The organism is Pleomorphochaeta caudata (assembly GCF_055395745.1).
Genome location: NZ_AP042458.1, coordinates 1,353,796 through 1,373,375 on the forward strand (window position 1 = coordinate 1,353,796; position 19,580 = coordinate 1,373,375).

Sequence of the window (19,580 nt, forward strand, 5' to 3'; positions counted from 1 at the left end):
TTAGAGTAACATTAAAGAATGAAAAACTTATATTATAGTCAAGATATTGCTAAAATTGATGCTATGGCCCAAAAAGATTATAATCAACCTGGGTTAATTTTGATGGAACAAGCTGGAGTAAAAGCTTGGGAATATATGAAACATCATATTTTAAAAGACCAATCACTAGTTTTTGTATGTGGTGGTGGAAATAATGGTGGTGATGCATTAGTTATTGCTCGTTGTGCATTAAATGCTGGCTATGAAAAAGTAAAAATAATTTATTGTTCAAATAAATTTAGTGAAAGTACAACTGTCCAAAAAAAGATTATAGATTCATATAATATTTTTTCTTTAAATATTAGTGATGATTCAGATTTAATAAAAAGTACTATTCTAAATTCAGATTATATTATAGATGGTATTACTGGTATTGGGTTAAAAAGTCAATTAAGAGATAATTTAATCAATATTGTAGATTTAATTAACCTTTCAAAGGCTAAAGTTTTTAGTGTTGATGTACCTAGTGGAATGAGTGATTTAGTTTGTGCTCCTTGTGTTAAGGCTGATTATACTTTTTCGATGGGCCCATTAAAAGCTTTATATTTCTTTCCAAAGAATGTTATTAATTGTGGTAAAATTATTGAGATAAATCCAAGCTTTCCTTTGCAAGTAATTGATTTAATAGATCCTGTTGCTACTTTAAATAGTAATTTACATATTAATGTTCCAAAGTTAGATAAAACTGCCTATAAAAAAACTAGAGGGCATTTAGCTATCTTTGGTGGAAGTAAAAAATATTCAGGAGCCTTAAGACTTGCAAGTAAAAGTGCTTTTAGTAGTAGATGTGGTTTAATAACATCTTTTTGTGATAAAGAAATTTATGAAATTGTTGCAGTAGAAAGTCCATCTATTATTGTAAATAAAATAGATGATAATATGAATTTATCATCTTATGATGCAATTTTAGCAGGACCTGGTTGGGATAAAGATAGAGAAGATTTATTAAAAGAAATTTTAAAATATAATAAACCAACAGTTATTGATGCTGATGGGATAAGAGCTTACGCTAATTTATATAAAATGGGTAAAATTAATGTACAAAATAATGATAAATTAATTTTCACACCACATCTAGGAGAATTAAAAGCTTTAGCAGATTCTGTTTTAGTTGATTATTCAATTAATAATACTATTGATTTTATAAATACCTTAAATTTATTATCTAAAAAATTAAATGCTATAATAGTTTGCAAAGCTAGCATTACTTATATAGTTCATCCAAATAAAATTCCTCTAATAGTCTATAAATTTAATCCAAGTATAGCTGTTGCAGGAAGTGGAGATGTATTAGCGGGGTCTGTAGCTGCTTTAGTTGCTTCAAAATTAAATTGTTATGATTGTGCAATAGAAGCTGTTAAAATTCATATTAATGCTGGGATAAAAGCAAGAAAAAAAGTGGGATTTTATTCTAGTGAAGAATTGATAAAATATATAGGGAAACAATTATCATGATGCAAGTTTGGTTTTTAACTATAATCTATTTAAGTTATACAGGACTTCTTTTAATTACAGGTGAATATGGGGTTAAGTTACCTATCTTGTTGAACATGAGAGAATATTTATTAAGTAAGAGATATTTATTTATTATAATAATGTTTGTAGGGTATATCTTAACTATATTTAATTGTTTTATACCAAATATCCCAGGTCCAATATTTTTGGGAGATTTATTTCCAACAATTGCATTGTTTGTATCTTCTTTGTGGTATAATATTATATTATTCAAAAGTAAAAAAACATTAAACATAAACCAAGAGAAAAGAAAATTATATAAAAAAATGGCGATTTTTATTTTTTTAGTTGCCATTTTGCATCTATTTTTTCCAACTTGGGTTTTATTGTGAGGAATAGATGGAAGAAAGAATTACAACAGCAGGTATCTGCTTTAAAGAGGATAAAGTTCTTATAGGAAAGAGAATTGATAAAGGCTCCATTGCCAATAAATGGGAATTCCCTGGTGGTAAAAACAGATGGGGAGAAAGTGTTGAGGACACTTTAAAAAGAGAATTTAAAGAAGAATTAAATGTAGATATTGAAGTAGGAGAAGAATTAGCTTCTTGTGACTTTGTAAACAAAGATACCCATTATTTTCTTAAAGCTCATCAAGTATTTTTAAAAAAAGATTTAGATGATAATGATTTAAGTGTTCACACAGAATTAAAATGGGAAACTTTAAATAATTTGGATAATTATAAATTTGCAGATAGTGATAAAAAAATTATTGAACAATTAAAAACTAAACTTAAGGAAAACTAGAATGCAACTTTGTGAAAAAATTGATGAAATAATTAAACCTGCTTCTAATAAAACTATAATTGGAATTACTGGAGGTGGTGGAAAAACATCAACTTTAATTGCCTTAGGTAAATACTATCGTTCAAAAGGTAAAAAAGTATTATTAAGTACTACTACTAAAATTCAAACTCCTAGATTATTCAATTTTGAAGTAGATCATGTATTTCTAAATGAAGGTGAGTTCTTTAATCATGAACCAAATTCTGGAGAATCTGTATTATTTGTTGAAAAACATATTATGAATACTAAAAAAGCAATATCTCCAAGAAGTGAAATCTTATCAATAATAACAAAGAAATATGATGTAGTTATTTTTGAAGCAGATGGAGCTAGATGTTTGCCTTGTAAAATTCATAGTGATAGAGATCCTGTTATTACAGAAGATATGACTTCTATTATTGCTATAGTTGGGCTTTCAAGCTATGGCGATATGGCAGCAAATGTTTGTATGGGTGAAACTTCGACTGAGATAGTTGATTGTAATTATTATCAAAAGTTAATTGATAATGAAGAAGGCTTATTAAAAGGAATAGAGAAAAAACATAAGGCTGTTTTATTGTTTAACCAATGTGATTTAGTAGATATTAAAGTTGTTGAATCAATAAAACAATTAAAATCGCCATATCCAATATTAGTAGGCTCAGTTAAAGATAATATTTTCATTTAATATTATAAAACTTGTTATTAAATAAAAGTTGCTTTAAAATATTACTTATAAGAGGTATTTATAAATATATGGTAGAAAATGAAAATAGACTAATTAAAGATATCTTTAACTTAAAAAGTTTATATATTTTCTTAATTTTTATTGAAATTGTTAATTTCAGTTATTCTTACATTGTTGATACAATTTTTTCAAGCAAAATAGTTATGGCTACATGCTTGTTAATTCTCTATATAGTTTATTGTTTAATTTCAAGAAAAAAACAAATAAAAAAAGATACCTTTATAAGTATTACTCTTGTTATATATTTTATTTATTTACTGGTTTTTGTGCCTATTCATCTCTCAGTATTATCAATTGGTTTTTATATAATCGAAATTGCATTGCTTTTAATTTTTTCAAATTTTATGTTGATTAATAAAGTTTTCTTAAATTATTTATTTGTAATTCTAATTATGGTTATTGAATTAATTGATAAACAATATGTATATGGAAGTTATGGTGATTTCCTATTTTTAATTGCTTTTTCACTTTTTGCATTATTAGGAATATTAATTAGTGATAGTATTATTTCAAGATTTACAGAGTTATTTAATCAAAAAGAAAAAAAATCAAGAGAGATTATAGCTGTTAATACCTTTTACAAAAATATCTTAGATAGTGAAGGAATTAAATTATTTTATTTTTTCCCTGATCAAGATAAAGCAATATTAATTAATAATAATTTTTCAGAAGGCACTAATAGAGAAATAGAACACTTTTTTGCATTTGTTAGAACAAAAAAAATAGTTTCAATTGATTATTTCGGAATAATACAAAATGCAATAAAGATTGTAAGAGATAGTGGATCTTGTTCAATAATTTTACCTATTGCATATAATCGTCCTACTCCTGTTTGGATGAAGTTAGTTTGTACAAAAATTTATGATGAATCTATAAATCAAGATAAAATTCTAGTTAGTGTTACAGATATTAATGAGTTAAAAACTGTAGAATTAAAGTTTAAAAATGCTTTAAAACAATGTGCTATTTCAGTTTGGGATTATGATATTGAAAATGATAGAGTTACTAGTTATACAGATTTAGTTTTAGATTATTATTTTTATGGTAAACCAATTGAAAATGCTTCTGAAATTTTTATATCTAGGAATATGATTTATTACGATGATATAAAAACTTTTTCTCAAGCTATAGAAAAAGTTAGAGCTGGAGATAATGAAGTAATATGTGAAATAAGAGTCTTTCCTACAAGAGAGAGTGCTTATACTTGGATTAAAATCAATTTTACTTGTTTCAAGAATACTTTTGGTATTCCTACAAATGCTTGGGTGTCAGTTGAAAATATAGATGATGCTAAGGCTTCAGAAAAATGGTTTGAAATAGAAAGAAAGAAAACCTTAGATAATAGAACTGGTCTAATGGCTATGGCAGAGATGAATGTTTCTAGAAATATTGTTATAAATTGTAATGTAGCTGAAGAATATAAAGAATTAAATAACAGAAAAGGACCTTCAATAAAAGATATGGTTGATTCTTTCTTGAAAGTTGGAGTTATTGTTGAAGGGAAACAATTAATATATGAAAGATTTTCTCCTGAATATTTGTTAGAAAATTATGAAATGGGTAGGAGAGTTTTAGAATTTGAATATGAAATTATTACAAATGATAATACTGTTTTATATATTTCCAATATTTTAAAACTTTTCTTGGATTTAAAAACTAAAGAAATTATTGCATTCTCCTTTATATATAATATTACACAGAGAAAAATATTAAATTTATCTATAGAAGCAATATATAATACAAAATTTGTTTATTTAGCTTATGTAAATGTATTAAATTCGCAGATGTCTATTCTCCAAACTCAACTTATTGATGTTACTAATAAGGCAAATCCTAATCGAATCTATAAATTAGAATGGGAAGCTTTTGCTGATAAATATGTTCATCCTGAAGATCGAGAATATTTATTAAGTAAAGTTGCTATTGAAAATGTTAGAAAAGAAATTAAGTATAAAAATACTTTTAGCTTTACTTATAGGATTTCTGATCATGGTAATATGGTTACATATAGAAGATGTCATTTTGTTAAAACAGAAAAAGAGAGTCCATTTATTTTAATTATGGAAGAAAATGTTACACATGAGATTTTGGCTACTATAAAAGATGAATTAGTATTGAAGGAAGCTTTAGTTCAAGCAAAACAAGCAGCTACTGCAAAAGATTATTTCTTATCTAGGATGAGCCATGAAATTAGAACTCCATTAAGTGCAATTTTAGGATTATCTGAAATCGGAATAAATAATGATAAAATTGATAATAATGATTATTTTAATAAAATAAATGAAGCTGGAACTTATTTATTAGGTCTTATGAATGATATTTTGGATATGAACAAAATTGAAATGGGTCAAGTAGAGATTAATCCAGAACCAATCGATACTGAAAAATTTTATAAAATGATTATTACTATTATAAAAACTCAAGCTTCTAATAAGAATATTAATTTTGTATTTAATCAAAAAGGCAAATATTATCGTTATCAAGTTTTAGAAAAATTAAGATTACACCAAATTCTTTTAAATGTTTTAAATAACGCTATTAAGTATACTCCTATTAATGGAGAAGTAATTTATACAGTTGAGAACATCGAAGAGGATGGTAATTTATTTAGTGTTCATACAATAGAAGATAATGGAGTAGGTATAAGCAAAGAGTTTGTTGAAAAAGTATTTCAGCCTTTTACTAGGGAGAAAAATTCATTAAGTGATACAGAAGGTGGTACTGGGCTAGGTTTAGCTATATGTGCAAATTTAGTAAAACAACTAGATGGTAAAATTTCTTTAGAGAGTGAATTAGGAAAAGGCACAAAAGTAACAATAAAATTACCTTTAACAGTTATTTCAGAGGAGCAGTATTTAGAGCAAAATAAAAATAAAAAAACTGTTCCAAAGAAAAAAATATTCGTAAATAAAAAAATATTAATTGCTGAAGATCATAAAGTTAATGCTATGATAATTCAAACTATTTTAAATAATTTAGGTATAGAAACTGTTCTTGCTGAGAATGGAAAACAAGCTGTAGAAATCTTTTCTAATTCAGTTGAAAAAGAATTTGATATGATATTGATGGATATTATGATGCCTGAATTAAATGGATTAGAAGCAACTAAACAGATTAGAGATTTGGATAGAAAAGACTCAAAATCAATAGTGATAATTGCATTAAGTGCTAATGTCTTTGAAAAAGATAAACAAAAGAGTATTGAAAAAGGTTTTAATTCTCATTTGAAAAAACCGATTGAAACAGATGTTTTATTAGAAACTTTAAATAAATATTTATAAAAAAAAAGAGGTTGCAAATTGCAACCTCACAGAATGTATAATATTTAAATGACTGTATTATCGGGAATAATGGCATTTTTTCTAATAACGATAATACCGTCCCTAATAGAATACATTTCTTTGTCTACATCTTCTCTTGGTAGATCATCAACACCAATTCTACAACCATTACCAATTCTAGCATTTTGGTCGATAATAGCTCTTTTAATAATTGTGCCTCTACCTATTCCAATATTTGGAATACCTTTTTTATTGTTTTCTTTTCTATCATCTGGAGTTTCGTAAGCCACAGCACCCATACAATAAACACTATCAAGGGAAGCGCCGCTTTCTATAATTGTTCTAACACCAATAATAGAATTAACAATATATGCATTTGTAATAATTGATCCTTCACTTGTAAGTGAATTACTTATATTACAGAAATTAACTTTTGTTGCTGGTAAATGTCTTCTATGAGTATAGATTGGCATATCTTCATCATAGAAATTAAATTCTGGAGTCATAGAAGCTAAGTTTAAGTTTGTATCAAAGAAAGCTTTTATTGTTCCAATATCTTCCCAGAATCCATCAAATAGATAAGCATTAACTTTTCTAGTTTTTATTACATCTGGAATAATTTCTTTACCAAAGTCAGTTAAATCATTATCAAGCACTTCAGTCATTGTTTTAGCGTTGAAAATGTAGATACCCATGCTTGCTAAATATTCATTAGTAGAATTTACATCTTTACCTAGTTCATTTTGCATTAATGCATTAGGTGTTTTATATTCAGATATATCTAAATCATCAGCAGGTTTTTCTAAGAATTTAGTAATTTGACCATTTTCATCTGTTCCAATAATTCCAAGACCAGTAGCTTGAGCTCTGGAAATAGGTTTTGCTGCAATAGTTAATTCAGCACCAGAAGCTTTATGCTTTTCAATCATACTATGGAAATCCATGCTATATAATTGGTCGCCAGAAAGGATTAGATAGTATTCAGCATTTGTATCTTTGAAATGGATTAAATTTTTTCTTACTGCATCTGCTGTTCCTTGATACCAAGTTTCACTATGATAGGTTTGTTCTGCTGCTAAGATTTCAACAAATCCTTGAGTGAAAGTATCAAATTTATAAGTATTGTTAATATGATTATGAAGCGAAGCAGAATTGAATTGTGTAAGTAAATATATTTGCATAATATCACTGTTGATACAATTTGAAATTGGAATATCAACAAGTCTATATTTACCGGCAAAAGGTACTGCTGGCTTAGCTCTATCTTTTGTTAGAGGATAAAGTCTTGTGCCTTTACCTCCACCTAGAATGATAGCTAGTGCTTCCTGTTTTTTCATGATAACCCCTTTGAATAGATTTTAAGATAAGACAAAGCAGATTTGTTCCAAGTAAAGTCAGAGTTCATACTTCGTTTTATCATGTCGTTTAATGTCTTTTTATCATTATAATAAATGTTTAAAGCTCTTCTTATTGTTTCTATTATATCATGGCTTTTTAGCTGAGAAAATAAAAATCCAGTACCTTCATTGGGATATTCGCCAATATCAAATATAGAATCAGCTAATCCCCCGGTCTTTCTTGCTATTGGTAAGGTGCCATATCGTAGAGAATATAATTGATTTAATCCACATGGTTCATACCTGCTTGGCATTAAAAAGAAGTCACTTGCTCCTTCAACCATGTGTGCATATTTGTTACTAAACATAATATTAACTGACAAGTTATCATATTTTTCACTTAATTCAGTTAATCTGTTTTGTATATTCTCATCTCCAGTTCCAATTATAAGTACTTGAACATCTTCGTTCTTTACAATTGTTTCTAAAGCATTTTCGCCATCTAATAGTTCATAGAAACCTTTTTGTTCTGCAAATCTAGAAATCATACTGATTAAAGGAATATTCTCATTAACTTCAAGGTTAAATAATTTTTGAACTTCTTTTTTTAATTCTTTTTTACCACTAAGATCTTGGTCATCATAATGGGTAGTAAAGAATTCATCAGTTTTTGGATTCCATTCGTCATAATCTATTCCATTGATTATACCAAATAAATCACTTTGACGTTCTTTAAGTATATGATCTAAATTACAACCAAATTCTTTAGTTTGGATTTCTTTTGCATAAGTTGGACTTACTGTAGTGATATAATCACTATATATTAATCCAGCTCTTAGCATATTAATTTTTTTATCAACAGAATTGCCTTCAAAAATCTCTTCTTCAAGTTTAATTGAAGCTTTTAATGCTTCAAGTCTTGAAAAAACTCCTTGATAAGCAAGATTATGAATTGTAAATACAGATTTGCATTTACTAAAATATTTATCTTTTGATTGTTTCAAAAGATATGGTACAAGACCTGCTGTCCAATCGTGAGCATGTAAAATATCAATTTTCAAATCAAGCTCTTTACAGAGTGGAAAAACTGATTTTGATAATAACATGTATCTTTCAAAATTATCAGCATATGGAGTGAATGAAGTATCTCCATAAATACCTTTTCGTTGGGAAAAGTATGGATGGATTAATGCATAATAGTCGACATTTTTTAAAGTTTTTTTAACTATTGAAATCTTTTCTTTCTTTGAATTTAATTCAACTTCAAATTCAGTAATTGGTTTTGAAAACTCTTTTAAATCGATAAAGCCATAAGCTGGCATTAGAATTGAAACCCTATTATCTAAGTTAGCTAGGGCAATTGATAAGGCACTTGCAACATCTGCAAGCCCTCCAGATTTTGAAAAAGGTACAGCTTCGCTTGTAATCATTAAAATATTCATATTTTATATTATACTTGCATTAATATTAAAATCAAGAAATAAAATTAAATCTAAAAGAAAAAAATATTAGTAATCTGTAAGAAATTGTTACTTGAATAACAAAAATCCTCTCTGCAAACATTTATGCAAAGAGGAGCTTTATATTTGTTATAATTTTAGTATTTATTGTGATTTAATTCATCAATATATTCTGAAGCTTGGTGTGCAGCAATTGCCCCATCACTTGCAGCAGTGATTACTTGTCTAAATGGTGTATCTCTTACATCCCCAATAGCATAGAAGCCTTTTAGAGAAGTTTCCATTGAACCATTAGTTTTAACATATCCCCAATCATCAAGTAGAGATTTGTCTAATAAATCTGTTTGAGGAAGCATGCCAGCAAAAATAAATACTGCATCAGTTTCTAAAGTTTTTGTACTGCCATCTTTTGTGCTTTCTAATTTTATTGCTTCTACTTTTTCACTTCCGATTATTTCAATAGGTTTATATTCTAGTTCTAATTTTATTTTGCTCTCTTCAACTTGTTCTACTAGATTTGCTTGAGCTCTAAATCTGTTTCTTCTATGAACAATTGTAACATCATCAGAAAGTTTACTTAAATAAATAGCATCTGTTAGTGCTGTATCACCACCACCAATTACAACTATTTTTTTGCCTCTAAAGAAAGGACCATCACAGGTTCCACAATAAGATACTCCTTTTCCAGAAAATTCTTCTTCACCAGGAATATCAAGATGTCTGTGCTCAGCTCCTGTAGCCCAAATTAAAGCTTGAGCTTCTGCTGTATCATTTTTTAATTTAACATAGAATTTATTATCTTTTTTTTCAAAAGAAACAAATTCATCATAAATAAAGTTTGCACCAAAGTTTTCAGCTTGTTTTTGCATTCTAGCAGCAACTTCAAAACCTGAAATAGGTTCAAGGCCAGGGTAGTTTTCAATCATATCAATATACATGAATTGACCACCTGTTGCTAATTTTTCTACAACATGTACTGTTCTTCCAGCTCTAGCGCCATATTGGGCAGCAGCAAGACCTGCGGCTCCGCCACCAATTATTAAAATATCTGTCTTTATCATTATTTTAAACCTCGTGAATATTTTATAGTTATATAATAACTAAAGCAAGGTTAAAAAGAAAGTTACAAAGTCACAGAACTATAAATGATATGAGTTTCTATTTAAAGAATATTAATTTGCTTCTGCTATTTTCTTATCAAGAGCAATTTCAGCATCACTTTTTCTTATATAGCTTGGTCCAAAACCAAAAGGAGCAGCTCCATTTGTTTCAAATTCTTCTTTTCCTAATACAGCTAGATGGTAGCCTAAATCATATTTTGAATTATCTACAGAAACTTCAAGATTTGGAAGTTTTTCTATAAGTCCAGCCTTAATTAGTTTATCATAGAATTTTTGTGAATCAGGACCTGTAATTAAGATATTCTTTTCATCTTTTATTAGTTCAATTGTTTCATTTTCGTCTATATCTAAATCTTTAGTTAATCTTTCAGTGTTTTTAAATAGAGAGATATAGAATCTTTTTTTTCTAGCATCAATAGCACTCATTATAGTTCCATTAAAATATGAAACTGTACTAGCTAATAATTTGTTGGTTTCAATTGCTACTAATGGAATATTACTAGCAAGACTAATTCCTTTTAATGCACTCATCGCAATTCTTAAACCAGTAAAAGAACCTGGGCCTTTAGTACAAACTAATAAATCTAAATCAGTAAGTTTTAAATTTTGATTTTTTGTTAATTCAATTATTTTTGGGACTAAATTTTCACTATGTTGTAGTCCTCCAGATAGAGCTAAAGAGGTTTTAGTAGTATCTGTTAATAAACATAAATATAAAGTTGTTGTACTTGTATCTGCAGCCAAAATGTTCATTTTTTATTCCTCGTTTATATTTGTAATGGTGATTATTCTATCTAAGTTTTCTTGGATATCTATATCAATGAAAATTGTTTCATCTGGAAGCATTTCTTCAATTTTTTCTGACCACTCAATTAAAGTAATACCATTTCCATAGAGCATTTCTTCACCACCAAGCATCTCAAATTCATCACAACCTGATATGCGATATAAATCCATATGATATAAGGGTAATGTACCATTATATTCTTGAATTATTGTAAAAGTAGGGGAGACAATTGCCTCATCAATTTTTAAGTATTTAGCAATTCCTTTTGCTATAACTGTTTTACCAGCACCTAAACTTCCTCTAAGAGAAATTACAGTGCCAGCTTTACACATTTCACCAATTTTTTTACCAATCTCAATTGTTTCTTCAGTACTATGGCTAATATATTGCATAAGATTACCTTTTTAATTATTAATTTTCAAAAGTTTCATGGTCATGCTCATGGTCATGATCGTGTTCATGTTCTTCTAGTTTTAAATCTTCTACTACTTCTTCATTGATAGGATGTTCTGAAATTTTCTCTCCAGTTGCTTCTGTATATTTTTCAATTAAATGAATAACTAAAGGATCTTTTTCATCTACAACTCTAGCTTTTTCTAGTAAGTATCTAGCTTTATCATAATTTTCATCTTCAAGATTTAATAGAGCATAGTTTGTTAATAATGTAATGCTCTCTGGCTCTAGATCTATTGCAGTATCTAAGTAGAATAAGGCTAATTCTCTTTGACCTTCTTCTAGTGCACATATTGCTAGTTCATTATAAATTTCACTATTGCATTCACCAAGTTTTAGAGCTTCTAAGAAATTAGGTTTTGCTTCTGTGAATTTACCTTGTCTTCTTAATGCCCAACCTTTGAAGAAATGTGCATTCCAAACATCAGGATTTTTCTTTATGAAATCATCAAGTAATTCAATTGCTTTATCTTCATTAGAAAGGTTTATTTGATCATAAGCCTCTAGTAATTTGGAATCATCGCTGATTTTTTCATTGATATCACTTAAGATCTTTTTTACTTGATCAATTCTTTTATCATCTTTATCTGCTTCTTTAAGATATTTTTCTAAATATTCTCTTGCAGATTCAATATTGTTTTGGAATACATGGAAATATCCAATTTCGCAAAGTAAATCAGGATTGTCTTTGAATTTTTCTAAACCTTCATTTAAAGTATCAAAAGCTTTTTGTTGGAAATAGTCATATTCAGTTGAAGAAGAATCTTTTAATTTGCTTGCTTGTGTTGAATAATGGGTTGCAAGATTAATGAAAGTAGCAGGTTGAGGAGCAAGATTGTTAACAGCAATAAATAATTCTTCACTAAAAGCGTAGTCTTGAGCTTTTTCTTTTGCGATTGCAGCTACGTTTAATTGATTTACTGCATCACTTTGTGCAGCTTGAATGAATTCTCTATAATAATCAAAGTGACTATTTTTAGTATCCCAAGCTACAATTTTTATCATTCCTGCAACTATTCTTTCTATTGTAATATCTTCAATATCTACAGAAGTTTTTCCCTCTTCAAGTTGTACTGGAATTGGGATTGCTGGGTCTAATTTAAAACCGTCAATTTGTTTTTTAAAACTTTCAGGTAAAGTGATATATACTATACCATTTAATCTTTCATTTTTATCCATTATTATTCCTCGGAAATATAAGAATGTGATGCGGATAGAGCTCGCTCTTGAACCTGAAAAGTTCAAGGGGGAAACTAGTTGAGCTATAAATTCTGTTCCCAACAAAGGAGGGAGCAATGCAAAATAGCTATTCCGCTTCCCAATGATTTAAGTTGAGCCAAGAGACTTGCGCTCTCATCCACATCACTAATTAATCAAAACTAATGCATACAAATTGTACACTATGATTGTAAAAGTTTAAAGGCTTTAATACTCTTTTACAAAAGGGAGAATAAACAAAAGTTCAATATGTTTCAAGGGGGGTAGAGCAAATAATATTTAACTCTTTTTCTAATCAAGAATTGAAAAAAAAGACGAACTAAAAGTCCGTCTTATATTTTCCTTAAAGGATTAATTTTTGTAAATCAAAAGATTGGGGAATTTGAATTAATTATTGTCCAAATCTTCTAAATCAAGAAGTTCGCTTTCTAAGGCACTACCAGTGGTATAGTCTTCTGCTGCACTTAATTCTTCATTAAGATTGTCCATTAATTCTATTTCTTCAAGTCCCTCAATATCTTCAAGGGTATCGAGAGATCTAGCAATACTTTGAGCCAATTGTTCAGAATTATCTTTATATTCATCAACATATTGTTCTAATTCTTCAACTCTACTATTAGCAAATGTATAATCCATCTTAAGCTTATTATGTTCTTCAACTAATTGCTCATGAATTTCTTTAAGATTATTAAATTCTTCTTGAACTTTTTCAATATCCAAAGTTAATTCAGAATTTTTTTCTTGAAGAGCTAATTTATCTTTATTTAGTACATCGATAAAAGCTTTAGTTTTTAAAACTTTTTCTTCGAGTTTTGACATATTGGATTTGAGTAATTTTGCGTCCATCGATACCTCCATCGATTAATTTGCTAAAACACCCTTAACTGTATCTACAAGGCTCTTGAAAGATGCTTTGTCTTCGATAGCCATGTTTGATAAAGCTTTACGATTGATAGCAATACCAGCCTTATTTAAGCCATGAATAAATTGAGAATAAGAAATTCCTTCAGCACGAACTGCAGCATTAATTCTAGCAATCCATAATTTTCTGAAATCTCTTTTCTTTTCTTTACGACCGCGGTATGCATATTGACCAGCTTTTGCAACTGCATCTTTTGCAACACGATTGTTTGTGCTTCTACGACCGTAATATCCTTTAGCTTGTTTTAGGATCTTTTTTCTTCTGTCTTTACGTTTTGTTCCATCTACTGCTCTTGGCATTTTTTCCCACCTCTCTCTTAGTTATATGGAAGCAAAACTTTTACTTTCTTTGCTTCTGATTCGCTTAGAACACCACTATGGCGTAAACTTCTTTTACGTTTTGTGGTCTTTTTAGTGAGAATATGGCGAAGTCCTTGCTTTTTATAGCGAACTTTACCACTACCTGTAACTTTGTACCGTTTAGCAGCGGATTTTCTTGTTTTCATTTTTGGCATTTTGTACCTCTTTTGCGCCTACAGGGAACAAGATCCCCCTGAAGCTGCATTTTATTTTTACGTTCAACGAACGTTTATTTCTTTTTTGGTCTTTGAGGGCTAATGATCATACTCATCATTTTGCCTTCCATCATCGGACGTCGGTCCATGTTATAATTAATTTCCATTTCTGTCAATTCGTTAAGTATCTTGTCTAAAACAACTTTTCCTAATTCTGTATGAGCTAGTTCTCTTCCTCTAAAACGAATAGAAACTTTAACTTTGTTACCATCATTTAAGAAATCAGCAATAAATTTACTTTTAGTTACCAAATCATGACGTTCAATCTTTGGTTGCATTCTAATTTCTTTCATTTTAATGATAGTTTGATTTTTCTTTGCTTCGCGTAAACGTTTCTCTTGTTCGTAGCGATATTTTCCAAAATCTAGTATTTTACATACAGGCGGCCTTGCGTTTGGGGAAACTTCTACTAAATCTAAACCAATTTCTTCAGCAAGATTTATTGCATCATATGTTTTCATTACACCCTTTTGTGTACCTTCTGCGTCAATTACAAAAACTTCCTTCGCACGGATTTGTTTATTAATCCGTAAATCCTTTATAGCCATCTAACTCCTTGTGTATTATTTTATAAAACACTTTTTTAATTTTGAAGAATTTACCAATATAAAGTTGGTATCTTTTGCTATACTAACATAGCAATTTAATTGAGTCAAAGCCATGTAAGTAGTTTTGTTATGAAAAATATTAAAAAAACCACTCCTTTTTGCATTGGAGTGGCTTAAATGTAAGTTTTTTGAACTATGCTTGGTTAGCACTACCAAGAACATTTTTGTTCTTATTCATGTACATTTCTTTTAAAGCAGCACGAGCTGGACCAAGATATTTTCTTGGGTCAAATTCGCCAGGTTTTTCATTCATAACTTTACGAATTGTTCCAGTCATTGCAAGTCTACCATCACTGTCGATGTTGATCTTACATACAGCACTCTTTGCAGCTTTTCTTAGTTGTTCTTCAGGAATACCAACGCTGTCTTTTAATGCACCACCATTTTCGTTAATCATCTTAACAAATTCTTGAGGAACAGAAGAAGAACCGTGAAGTACAATTGGGAAACCAGGAAGTTGTTTTTCGATTTCAGCTAAGATATCGAAACGTAGTGGAGGTGGAATTAAGATACCTTCTTCATTACGAGTACATTGTTCTGGTTTAAATTTGTTAGCACCGTGGCTTGTACCAATTGAAATTGCTAAAGAATCAACACCTGTTTTACTTACGAAGTCAATTACTTCTTCAGGTTGTGTATATGTTGAATGTTCTGCAACAACATCATCTTCAATACCAGCTAGAACGCCTAATTCACCTTCAACTGTTACATCAAATTTATGTGCATATTCAACAACTTTCTTAGTTAATGCAATGTTTTCTTCATATGGAAAATGAGAACCATCAATCATTACTGATGAGAATCCATTATCAATACATTCTTTACATGTTTCAAAACTATCACCATGGTCTAAGTGTAGAACAACTGGAATATCATAGCCAAGTTCATTAGCATATTCTGTTGCACCACGTGCCATGTTTCTTAGTAGATTGATGTTAGCATAATCTCTAGCACCCTTTGATACTTGTAAGATAACAGGTGATTTTGTTTCTACACAAGCTTGAATAATTGCTTGTAACTGTTCCATGTTATTGAAGTTGTAAGCTGGAATAGCGTAGCCACCCTTTACAGCTTTCTTAAACATTTCTTTTGTGTTTACTAGACCTAGGTCCTTGTAAGAAGTCATATTGTTTGCTCCTTGTTTATTTGGTTTTGTTTTCAGTACAATGTTATATTTTTGTTGCGTTTCGGTCAACAACATTGACTAACTATTGACCAATGAATTTACTCTTGATACTGTTTTTTTATGAAATTAAGAAAAAAACAGTTGTTTATTGTTCCTCTTGTCATAATAACTTTATTATATTTGATGCTTGAGTTGTTTTATATTACTAGGTCCCCTATATATTTTGTAAGTGATTCAATTTATTATCAAACAACAATTAGGTATCAAAAAAGTAAATTAAAATATAATGCCTTATTAAATAATAGACGAGTAAAATATGTAGTTGATGAATTTAATAATGGAGAGTGGGTTGATTATGATTATAAAGAAAATGCAACAATAATTTTATCTCCTTATATTTCAATGTTAATGAGTTTTGATGACAATATTAAATTTGAAAATAATACATTAATACAAATTGATGATTCTGTAAAAATAGATTATTTAAGTGGTTATGAAAAATTAGCTAAAGCATTAGAAAAAGAGAATAAAACTGTTTTTTTAATTTATAGTTTAAATTGGCCATCTAGTTCTACTAAAGCAAATGTTTTTGAAAAGGCTTTTAATAATGATAATTTAAATATTATTGAATTAAAAGGAAATGAATTAGAACAAAGAGCTTTTGATATAGTAGAAAAACTTAATAAGATGGAAAATGTTGAAGTAGTTTCAACAGGTAGTTCTTTAATTTCATATTTTAATAAAGTCGATAATAATATTATTTATAATTTTGAAGCTTATCAGGCCTTAAGTGTACCATTAAATTCTGTACATTATATTATTTATGAAGATTTAACCCCACTAGTTAAATCTGATATAAAACCAGATTTAGTATTGGAAACTAAATTACAGGACAATCAAGTAGGGTTAGTAAATTTCTTCTTACATTTGTACAGATCTCTTCTACCGAAGTTTTTCTAACTTCAGCAGCTTTTTTATAAGCTAAAGGTATTAATAGAGGGGTATTTGTTTTTCTTCTAAAAGGTTCAGGGCTTAAATAGGGAGCATCTGTTTCTAATAATAATTTATCATTAGGAATATATTTTAGAATTTCTCTTAATTCATCATTTTTTTTATAGGTAATAGTTGAAGCAAAAGAGATATAAAATCCTTTATCTAAAGCAATTTTTGCAAATTCTTTGGTTGCAGAAAAACAGTGAATAATTCCATTTTTATTAAAATTATAATTTTTTATAATATTTTGTGTTTGTTCATCAGCTTCTCTATTATGGATAAGTGTTGGTAAATTATATTCATTAGCTAATTCAATTTGCTTTATAAATAAATCTTCTTGTAATTCTGGGCTTCCATAATTCCAATAGTTATCTAAGCCAATTTCACCAATGGCTTTAATTGGGTAATTATTAATATTTTCTTTTAATATATTTATTAAACTAGAATTTTCTTCTTTTCTTGTTTTTACACCCCAAGGCCCAACTCCAGTACTAAAATATATGTTTTTATAATCTTTTAATAAATCATATCTATCTTTTATATCATCAGCTTCAATTGCTATATCTAGAATTAAGTAATTTTGCTCTTTAAGTTTTTCTAATAAGGGCTTGAAATCAACATCTTTTTTCATAATTTCACTAAGATGTGCATGTGAATCTACATATCCTAAATTATCAATTGTTGCTTCTTTTAATATTTGATTTCTTTTTTCTTTATTTATTTTTGCCATAATTTTACTCTTAAAAAGAGTATAGTAATTATTTAATAAATATAGAAGATGTAAAAATAATTCCTATTAATTATATAGGAATTATTGACTTTATTTTTTTGAGGTAGTATCTTTTATAGGAAAAGTTAGGCATGCCTAATTGGTAGGAGATCTTATGTTAAATCTTAAAAATATAAATTATGAAATTGATGGAAAATCAATTATAAAGGATGTTAATTATTCTTTTGAAAAAGGGAATATTTATTTATTAACTGGTCCTAATGGTGGTGGGAAAACTTCTTTAGGAAAGATAATTACAGGCTTATATCCAACTGATACTGGTAAAATTACCTTTAGAGGAAAAGATATAACTAATTTATCTATAAGTGAAAGAGCCCAAAGAGGAATTTCTTATGGTTTTCAAAGCCCAATATATTTTAAAGGTTTAACTGTTCGAGATATTTTAACGCTATCAAGTGGAAGCCCTGATGATAAGAATTTAAGTAGTTTATTAGCACAAGTTGGATTATGTGCTTTAGATTATTTAGATAGAGATTTAGATGATAGGTTATCAGGTGGTGAAATAAAAAGAATTGAGATTGCTAGTGTTTTAGCTAAAAAAGATACTCAGTTATTTATTTTTGATGAACCTGAGGCTGGTATTGATTTATGGAGTTTTAAAGAATTGTTAGCGATTTTTGAGAAACTTAAGAGTCAAAAGAAAACAATAATTATTGTTTCTCACCAAGAAAAGATTTTAGAATTATCAGATTATATTTTAGTAATTAATAAAGGACAAATCCAAAGAACAGGTAGAACAGAAGATATTTTACCTACATTAATTGCTAAGGATAAAGATTATAATTGTGACGGCTGTGTTAAGAAGGAAGTAATATAATGTTAGAAAAAACAATGAGTTTATTAAGAAAATTATATGGTGATATAGATTTTACAAATGCTGCAGTTAATGTAAGAGAGAACTGTTCTTCTTGCCAAAGACAAAATATTAAGAATGTTACCATTGAAGATATGGAAGATAAAAGTGGTATTAATATATATGTAAAAGCTGGGGCAAAAGGGGAGAAAGTTTATATCCCTGCTGTTATCAGTAAAAGTAATATTACTGATATAGTAAAAAATGATTTCTATATTGAAGCTGGTGCTGATGTAGTAATTCAAGCTGGTTGTGCCCTTCACACCGATGGTAAAGAAAAATCAATTCACAATGGTATTCATAGATTTTTTATTGGCGAAAATGCAAAAGTTAAATACTATGAAAAACATTTAGGTGAGGGGAGCTCAGCTCAAAAAGATATTTCACCTGTTACAGAAATCTTTTTAGATAAAGATGCTTCTTTCTATATGGATTCTATCCAATTAGATGGAGTTAATTATACAAAGAGAGAAACAAAAGCAATCGTAAAAGAGAATGCTAAATTAGATGTTAATGAGAGAATTTTAACAAAAGATAATCAAGAAGCTATAAGTTTGTTTGATGTTGAAGCTGTTGGTGATAATTCTAGTGTTAATATTGTTTCTAGATCTGTTGCAAAAGGTAATTCAAAACAAACTCTAAGAAGTAATATTACAGGAAATAGCAAATGTACTGGTCATAGTGAATGTGATGCAATATTAGAAGATAAAGGTGTTGCAATAGCAATCCCTGCTTTAATTGCAAATCATCCTGATGCAACACTTGTTCATGAAGCTGCAATTGGTAGAATTTCGAAACAACAAATAGAAAAACTGCAAACTCTTGGCTTAAATGAAGAAGATGCTGAGAAATATATTGTGAAAGGATTCCTTAAATAAATAACAAATTTATTATAAAATGTAAATTTTTGTTGTAAACAGTTTTTATTTGGCAACTTTTTGTTGCAATTTTCCTTTTTTTGCTTGTTTTGTAACAAAAAATAAATAATAATGT

Annotated in this window: 20 protein-coding genes; 7 read left to right on the forward strand and 13 right to left on the reverse strand. The window is 28.5% G+C overall.

The genetic code is table 11. The features are described 5' to 3' along the window. Positions 1 to 18: 18 nt before the first annotated feature. The gene (locus ACZ5RS_RS06230) at positions 19 to 1,494 is read left to right on the forward strand and encodes an NAD(P)H-hydrate dehydratase (protein ID WP_464638469.1); all 1,476 of its coding nucleotides are present in this window, start codon (positions 19 to 21) and stop codon (positions 1,492 to 1,494) included. A gap of 34 nt (positions 1,495 to 1,528) precedes the next feature. Here the strand turns inward: ACZ5RS_RS06230 and ACZ5RS_RS06235 are convergent, their stop codons facing one another. After that, on the reverse strand, positions 1,529 to 1,768 hold the full coding sequence (locus tag ACZ5RS_RS06235; RefSeq protein ID WP_464638471.1) for a hypothetical protein: 240 nt from the start codon (positions 1,766 to 1,768) through the stop codon (positions 1,529 to 1,531). 125 nt (positions 1,769 to 1,893) lie between these two features. Here ACZ5RS_RS06235 and ACZ5RS_RS06240 point away from each other — a divergent pair, with 125 nt between their 5' ends. The 3 genes from ACZ5RS_RS06240 to ACZ5RS_RS06250 all read left to right on the forward strand — a co-directional run bounded on the left by ACZ5RS_RS06240 (position 1,894) and on the right by ACZ5RS_RS06250 (position 6,345). Then, a complete protein-coding gene (locus ACZ5RS_RS06240) occupies positions 1,894 to 2,298 on the forward strand; it encodes a (deoxy)nucleoside triphosphate pyrophosphohydrolase (protein WP_464638472.1) in 405 nt (134 codons plus the stop codon). 1 nt (position 2,299) lies between these two features. Beyond that, positions 2,300 to 3,004, forward strand: coding sequence for a selenium cofactor biosynthesis protein YqeC (yqeC, locus tag ACZ5RS_RS06245; protein ID WP_464638474.1), 705 nt, complete (start codon positions 2,300 to 2,302; stop codon positions 3,002 to 3,004). Between the two features lie 68 nt (positions 3,005 to 3,072). Then, a complete protein-coding gene (locus tag ACZ5RS_RS06250; protein WP_464638476.1) occupies positions 3,073 to 6,345 on the forward strand; it encodes an ATP-binding protein in 3,273 nt (1,090 codons plus the stop codon). A 44-nt stretch (positions 6,346 to 6,389) separates the two neighbouring features. Here ACZ5RS_RS06250 and ACZ5RS_RS06255 read toward each other — a convergent pair whose 3' ends face one another. From ACZ5RS_RS06255 to ACZ5RS_RS06305, 11 genes are all read right to left on the reverse strand, one after another. Further along, on the reverse strand, positions 6,390 to 7,682 hold the full coding sequence (locus tag ACZ5RS_RS06255) for a glucose-1-phosphate adenylyltransferase (protein WP_464638477.1): 1,293 nt from the start codon (positions 7,680 to 7,682) through the stop codon (positions 6,390 to 6,392). Continuing rightward, positions 7,679 to 9,124 (reverse strand): glycogen synthase, encoded by a 1,446-nt coding sequence (locus ACZ5RS_RS06260; protein ID WP_464638479.1) that lies wholly within the window; start codon positions 9,122 to 9,124, stop codon positions 7,679 to 7,681. Before ACZ5RS_RS06260 ends, ACZ5RS_RS06255 begins: the two co-directional genes overlap by 4 nt. Positions 9,125 to 9,279: 155 nt before the next feature. After that, positions 9,280 to 10,203 (reverse strand): thioredoxin-disulfide reductase, encoded by a 924-nt coding sequence (trxB, locus tag ACZ5RS_RS06265; RefSeq protein ID WP_464638480.1) that lies wholly within the window; start codon positions 10,201 to 10,203, stop codon positions 9,280 to 9,282. Between the two features lie 111 nt (positions 10,204 to 10,314). Continuing rightward, positions 10,315 to 11,016 carry a tRNA (adenosine(37)-N6)-threonylcarbamoyltransferase complex dimerization subunit type 1 TsaB gene (gene tsaB, locus ACZ5RS_RS06270; protein ID WP_464638481.1) on the reverse strand — a complete coding sequence of 234 codons (702 nt, stop codon included), beginning with the start codon at positions 11,014 to 11,016 and terminating at the stop codon, positions 10,315 to 10,317. Positions 11,017 to 11,019: 3 nt separating this feature from the next. Beyond that, positions 11,020 to 11,442 carry a tRNA (adenosine(37)-N6)-threonylcarbamoyltransferase complex ATPase subunit type 1 TsaE gene (tsaE, locus tag ACZ5RS_RS06275; RefSeq protein ID WP_464638483.1) on the reverse strand — a complete coding sequence of 141 codons (423 nt, stop codon included), beginning with the start codon at positions 11,440 to 11,442 and terminating at the stop codon, positions 11,020 to 11,022. A gap of 19 nt (positions 11,443 to 11,461) precedes the next feature. Further along, the gene (locus ACZ5RS_RS06280) at positions 11,462 to 12,682 is read right to left on the reverse strand and encodes a tetratricopeptide repeat protein (RefSeq protein ID WP_464638484.1); all 1,221 of its coding nucleotides are present in this window, start codon (positions 12,680 to 12,682) and stop codon (positions 11,462 to 11,464) included. Positions 12,683 to 13,108: 426 nt separating this feature from the next. Beyond that, positions 13,109 to 13,567, reverse strand: coding sequence for a hypothetical protein (locus ACZ5RS_RS06285; RefSeq protein ID WP_464638486.1), 459 nt, complete (start codon positions 13,565 to 13,567; stop codon positions 13,109 to 13,111). A 15-nt stretch (positions 13,568 to 13,582) separates the two neighbouring features. Continuing rightward, complete coding sequence (rplT, locus tag ACZ5RS_RS06290) at positions 13,583 to 13,942, reverse strand: 50S ribosomal protein L20 (protein WP_464638487.1); 360 nt, start codon at positions 13,940 to 13,942, stop codon at positions 13,583 to 13,585. Between the two features lie 17 nt (positions 13,943 to 13,959). After that, entirely contained in the window at positions 13,960 to 14,157 is a 198-nt protein-coding gene (gene rpmI, locus ACZ5RS_RS06295) for a 50S ribosomal protein L35 (protein WP_464638489.1), read from the reverse strand. A gap of 74 nt (positions 14,158 to 14,231) precedes the next feature. Continuing rightward, the gene (gene infC, locus ACZ5RS_RS06300) at positions 14,232 to 14,765 is read right to left on the reverse strand and encodes a translation initiation factor IF-3 (protein ID WP_464638490.1); all 534 of its coding nucleotides are present in this window, start codon (positions 14,763 to 14,765) and stop codon (positions 14,232 to 14,234) included. Positions 14,766 to 14,958: 193 nt separating this feature from the next. Then, positions 14,959 to 15,951: a class II fructose-bisphosphate aldolase gene (locus tag ACZ5RS_RS06305; RefSeq protein ID WP_464638492.1), complete on the reverse strand. Its 993-nt coding sequence runs from the start codon at positions 15,949 to 15,951 to the stop codon at positions 14,959 to 14,961. A gap of 120 nt (positions 15,952 to 16,071) precedes the next feature. Between ACZ5RS_RS06305 and ACZ5RS_RS06310 the strand changes: the two genes are divergently transcribed. Continuing rightward, complete coding sequence (locus ACZ5RS_RS06310) at positions 16,072 to 16,911, forward strand: hypothetical protein (RefSeq protein WP_464638493.1); 840 nt, start codon at positions 16,072 to 16,074, stop codon at positions 16,909 to 16,911. Here the strand turns inward: ACZ5RS_RS06310 and ACZ5RS_RS06315 are convergent. Next, positions 16,832 to 17,674 carry a TatD family hydrolase gene (locus ACZ5RS_RS06315; RefSeq protein WP_464638495.1) on the reverse strand — a complete coding sequence of 281 codons (843 nt, stop codon included), beginning with the start codon at positions 17,672 to 17,674 and terminating at the stop codon, positions 16,832 to 16,834. The genes ACZ5RS_RS06310 and ACZ5RS_RS06315 overlap by 80 nt on opposite strands. Positions 17,675 to 17,828: 154 nt before the next feature. On the opposite strand from ACZ5RS_RS06315, the gene ACZ5RS_RS06320 reads away from it, so the two are divergent. Together ACZ5RS_RS06320 and ACZ5RS_RS06325 are read left to right on the forward strand one after the other, a co-directional pair. Then, positions 17,829 to 18,551: an ATP-binding cassette domain-containing protein gene (locus tag ACZ5RS_RS06320; protein WP_464638496.1), complete on the forward strand. Its 723-nt coding sequence runs from the start codon at positions 17,829 to 17,831 to the stop codon at positions 18,549 to 18,551. Then, positions 18,551 to 19,465, forward strand: coding sequence for a SufB/SufD family protein (locus ACZ5RS_RS06325; RefSeq protein WP_464638498.1), 915 nt, complete (start codon positions 18,551 to 18,553; stop codon positions 19,463 to 19,465). Before ACZ5RS_RS06320 ends, ACZ5RS_RS06325 begins: the two co-directional genes overlap by 1 nt. The last annotated feature ends 115 nt before the right edge of the window (positions 19,466 to 19,580 follow it).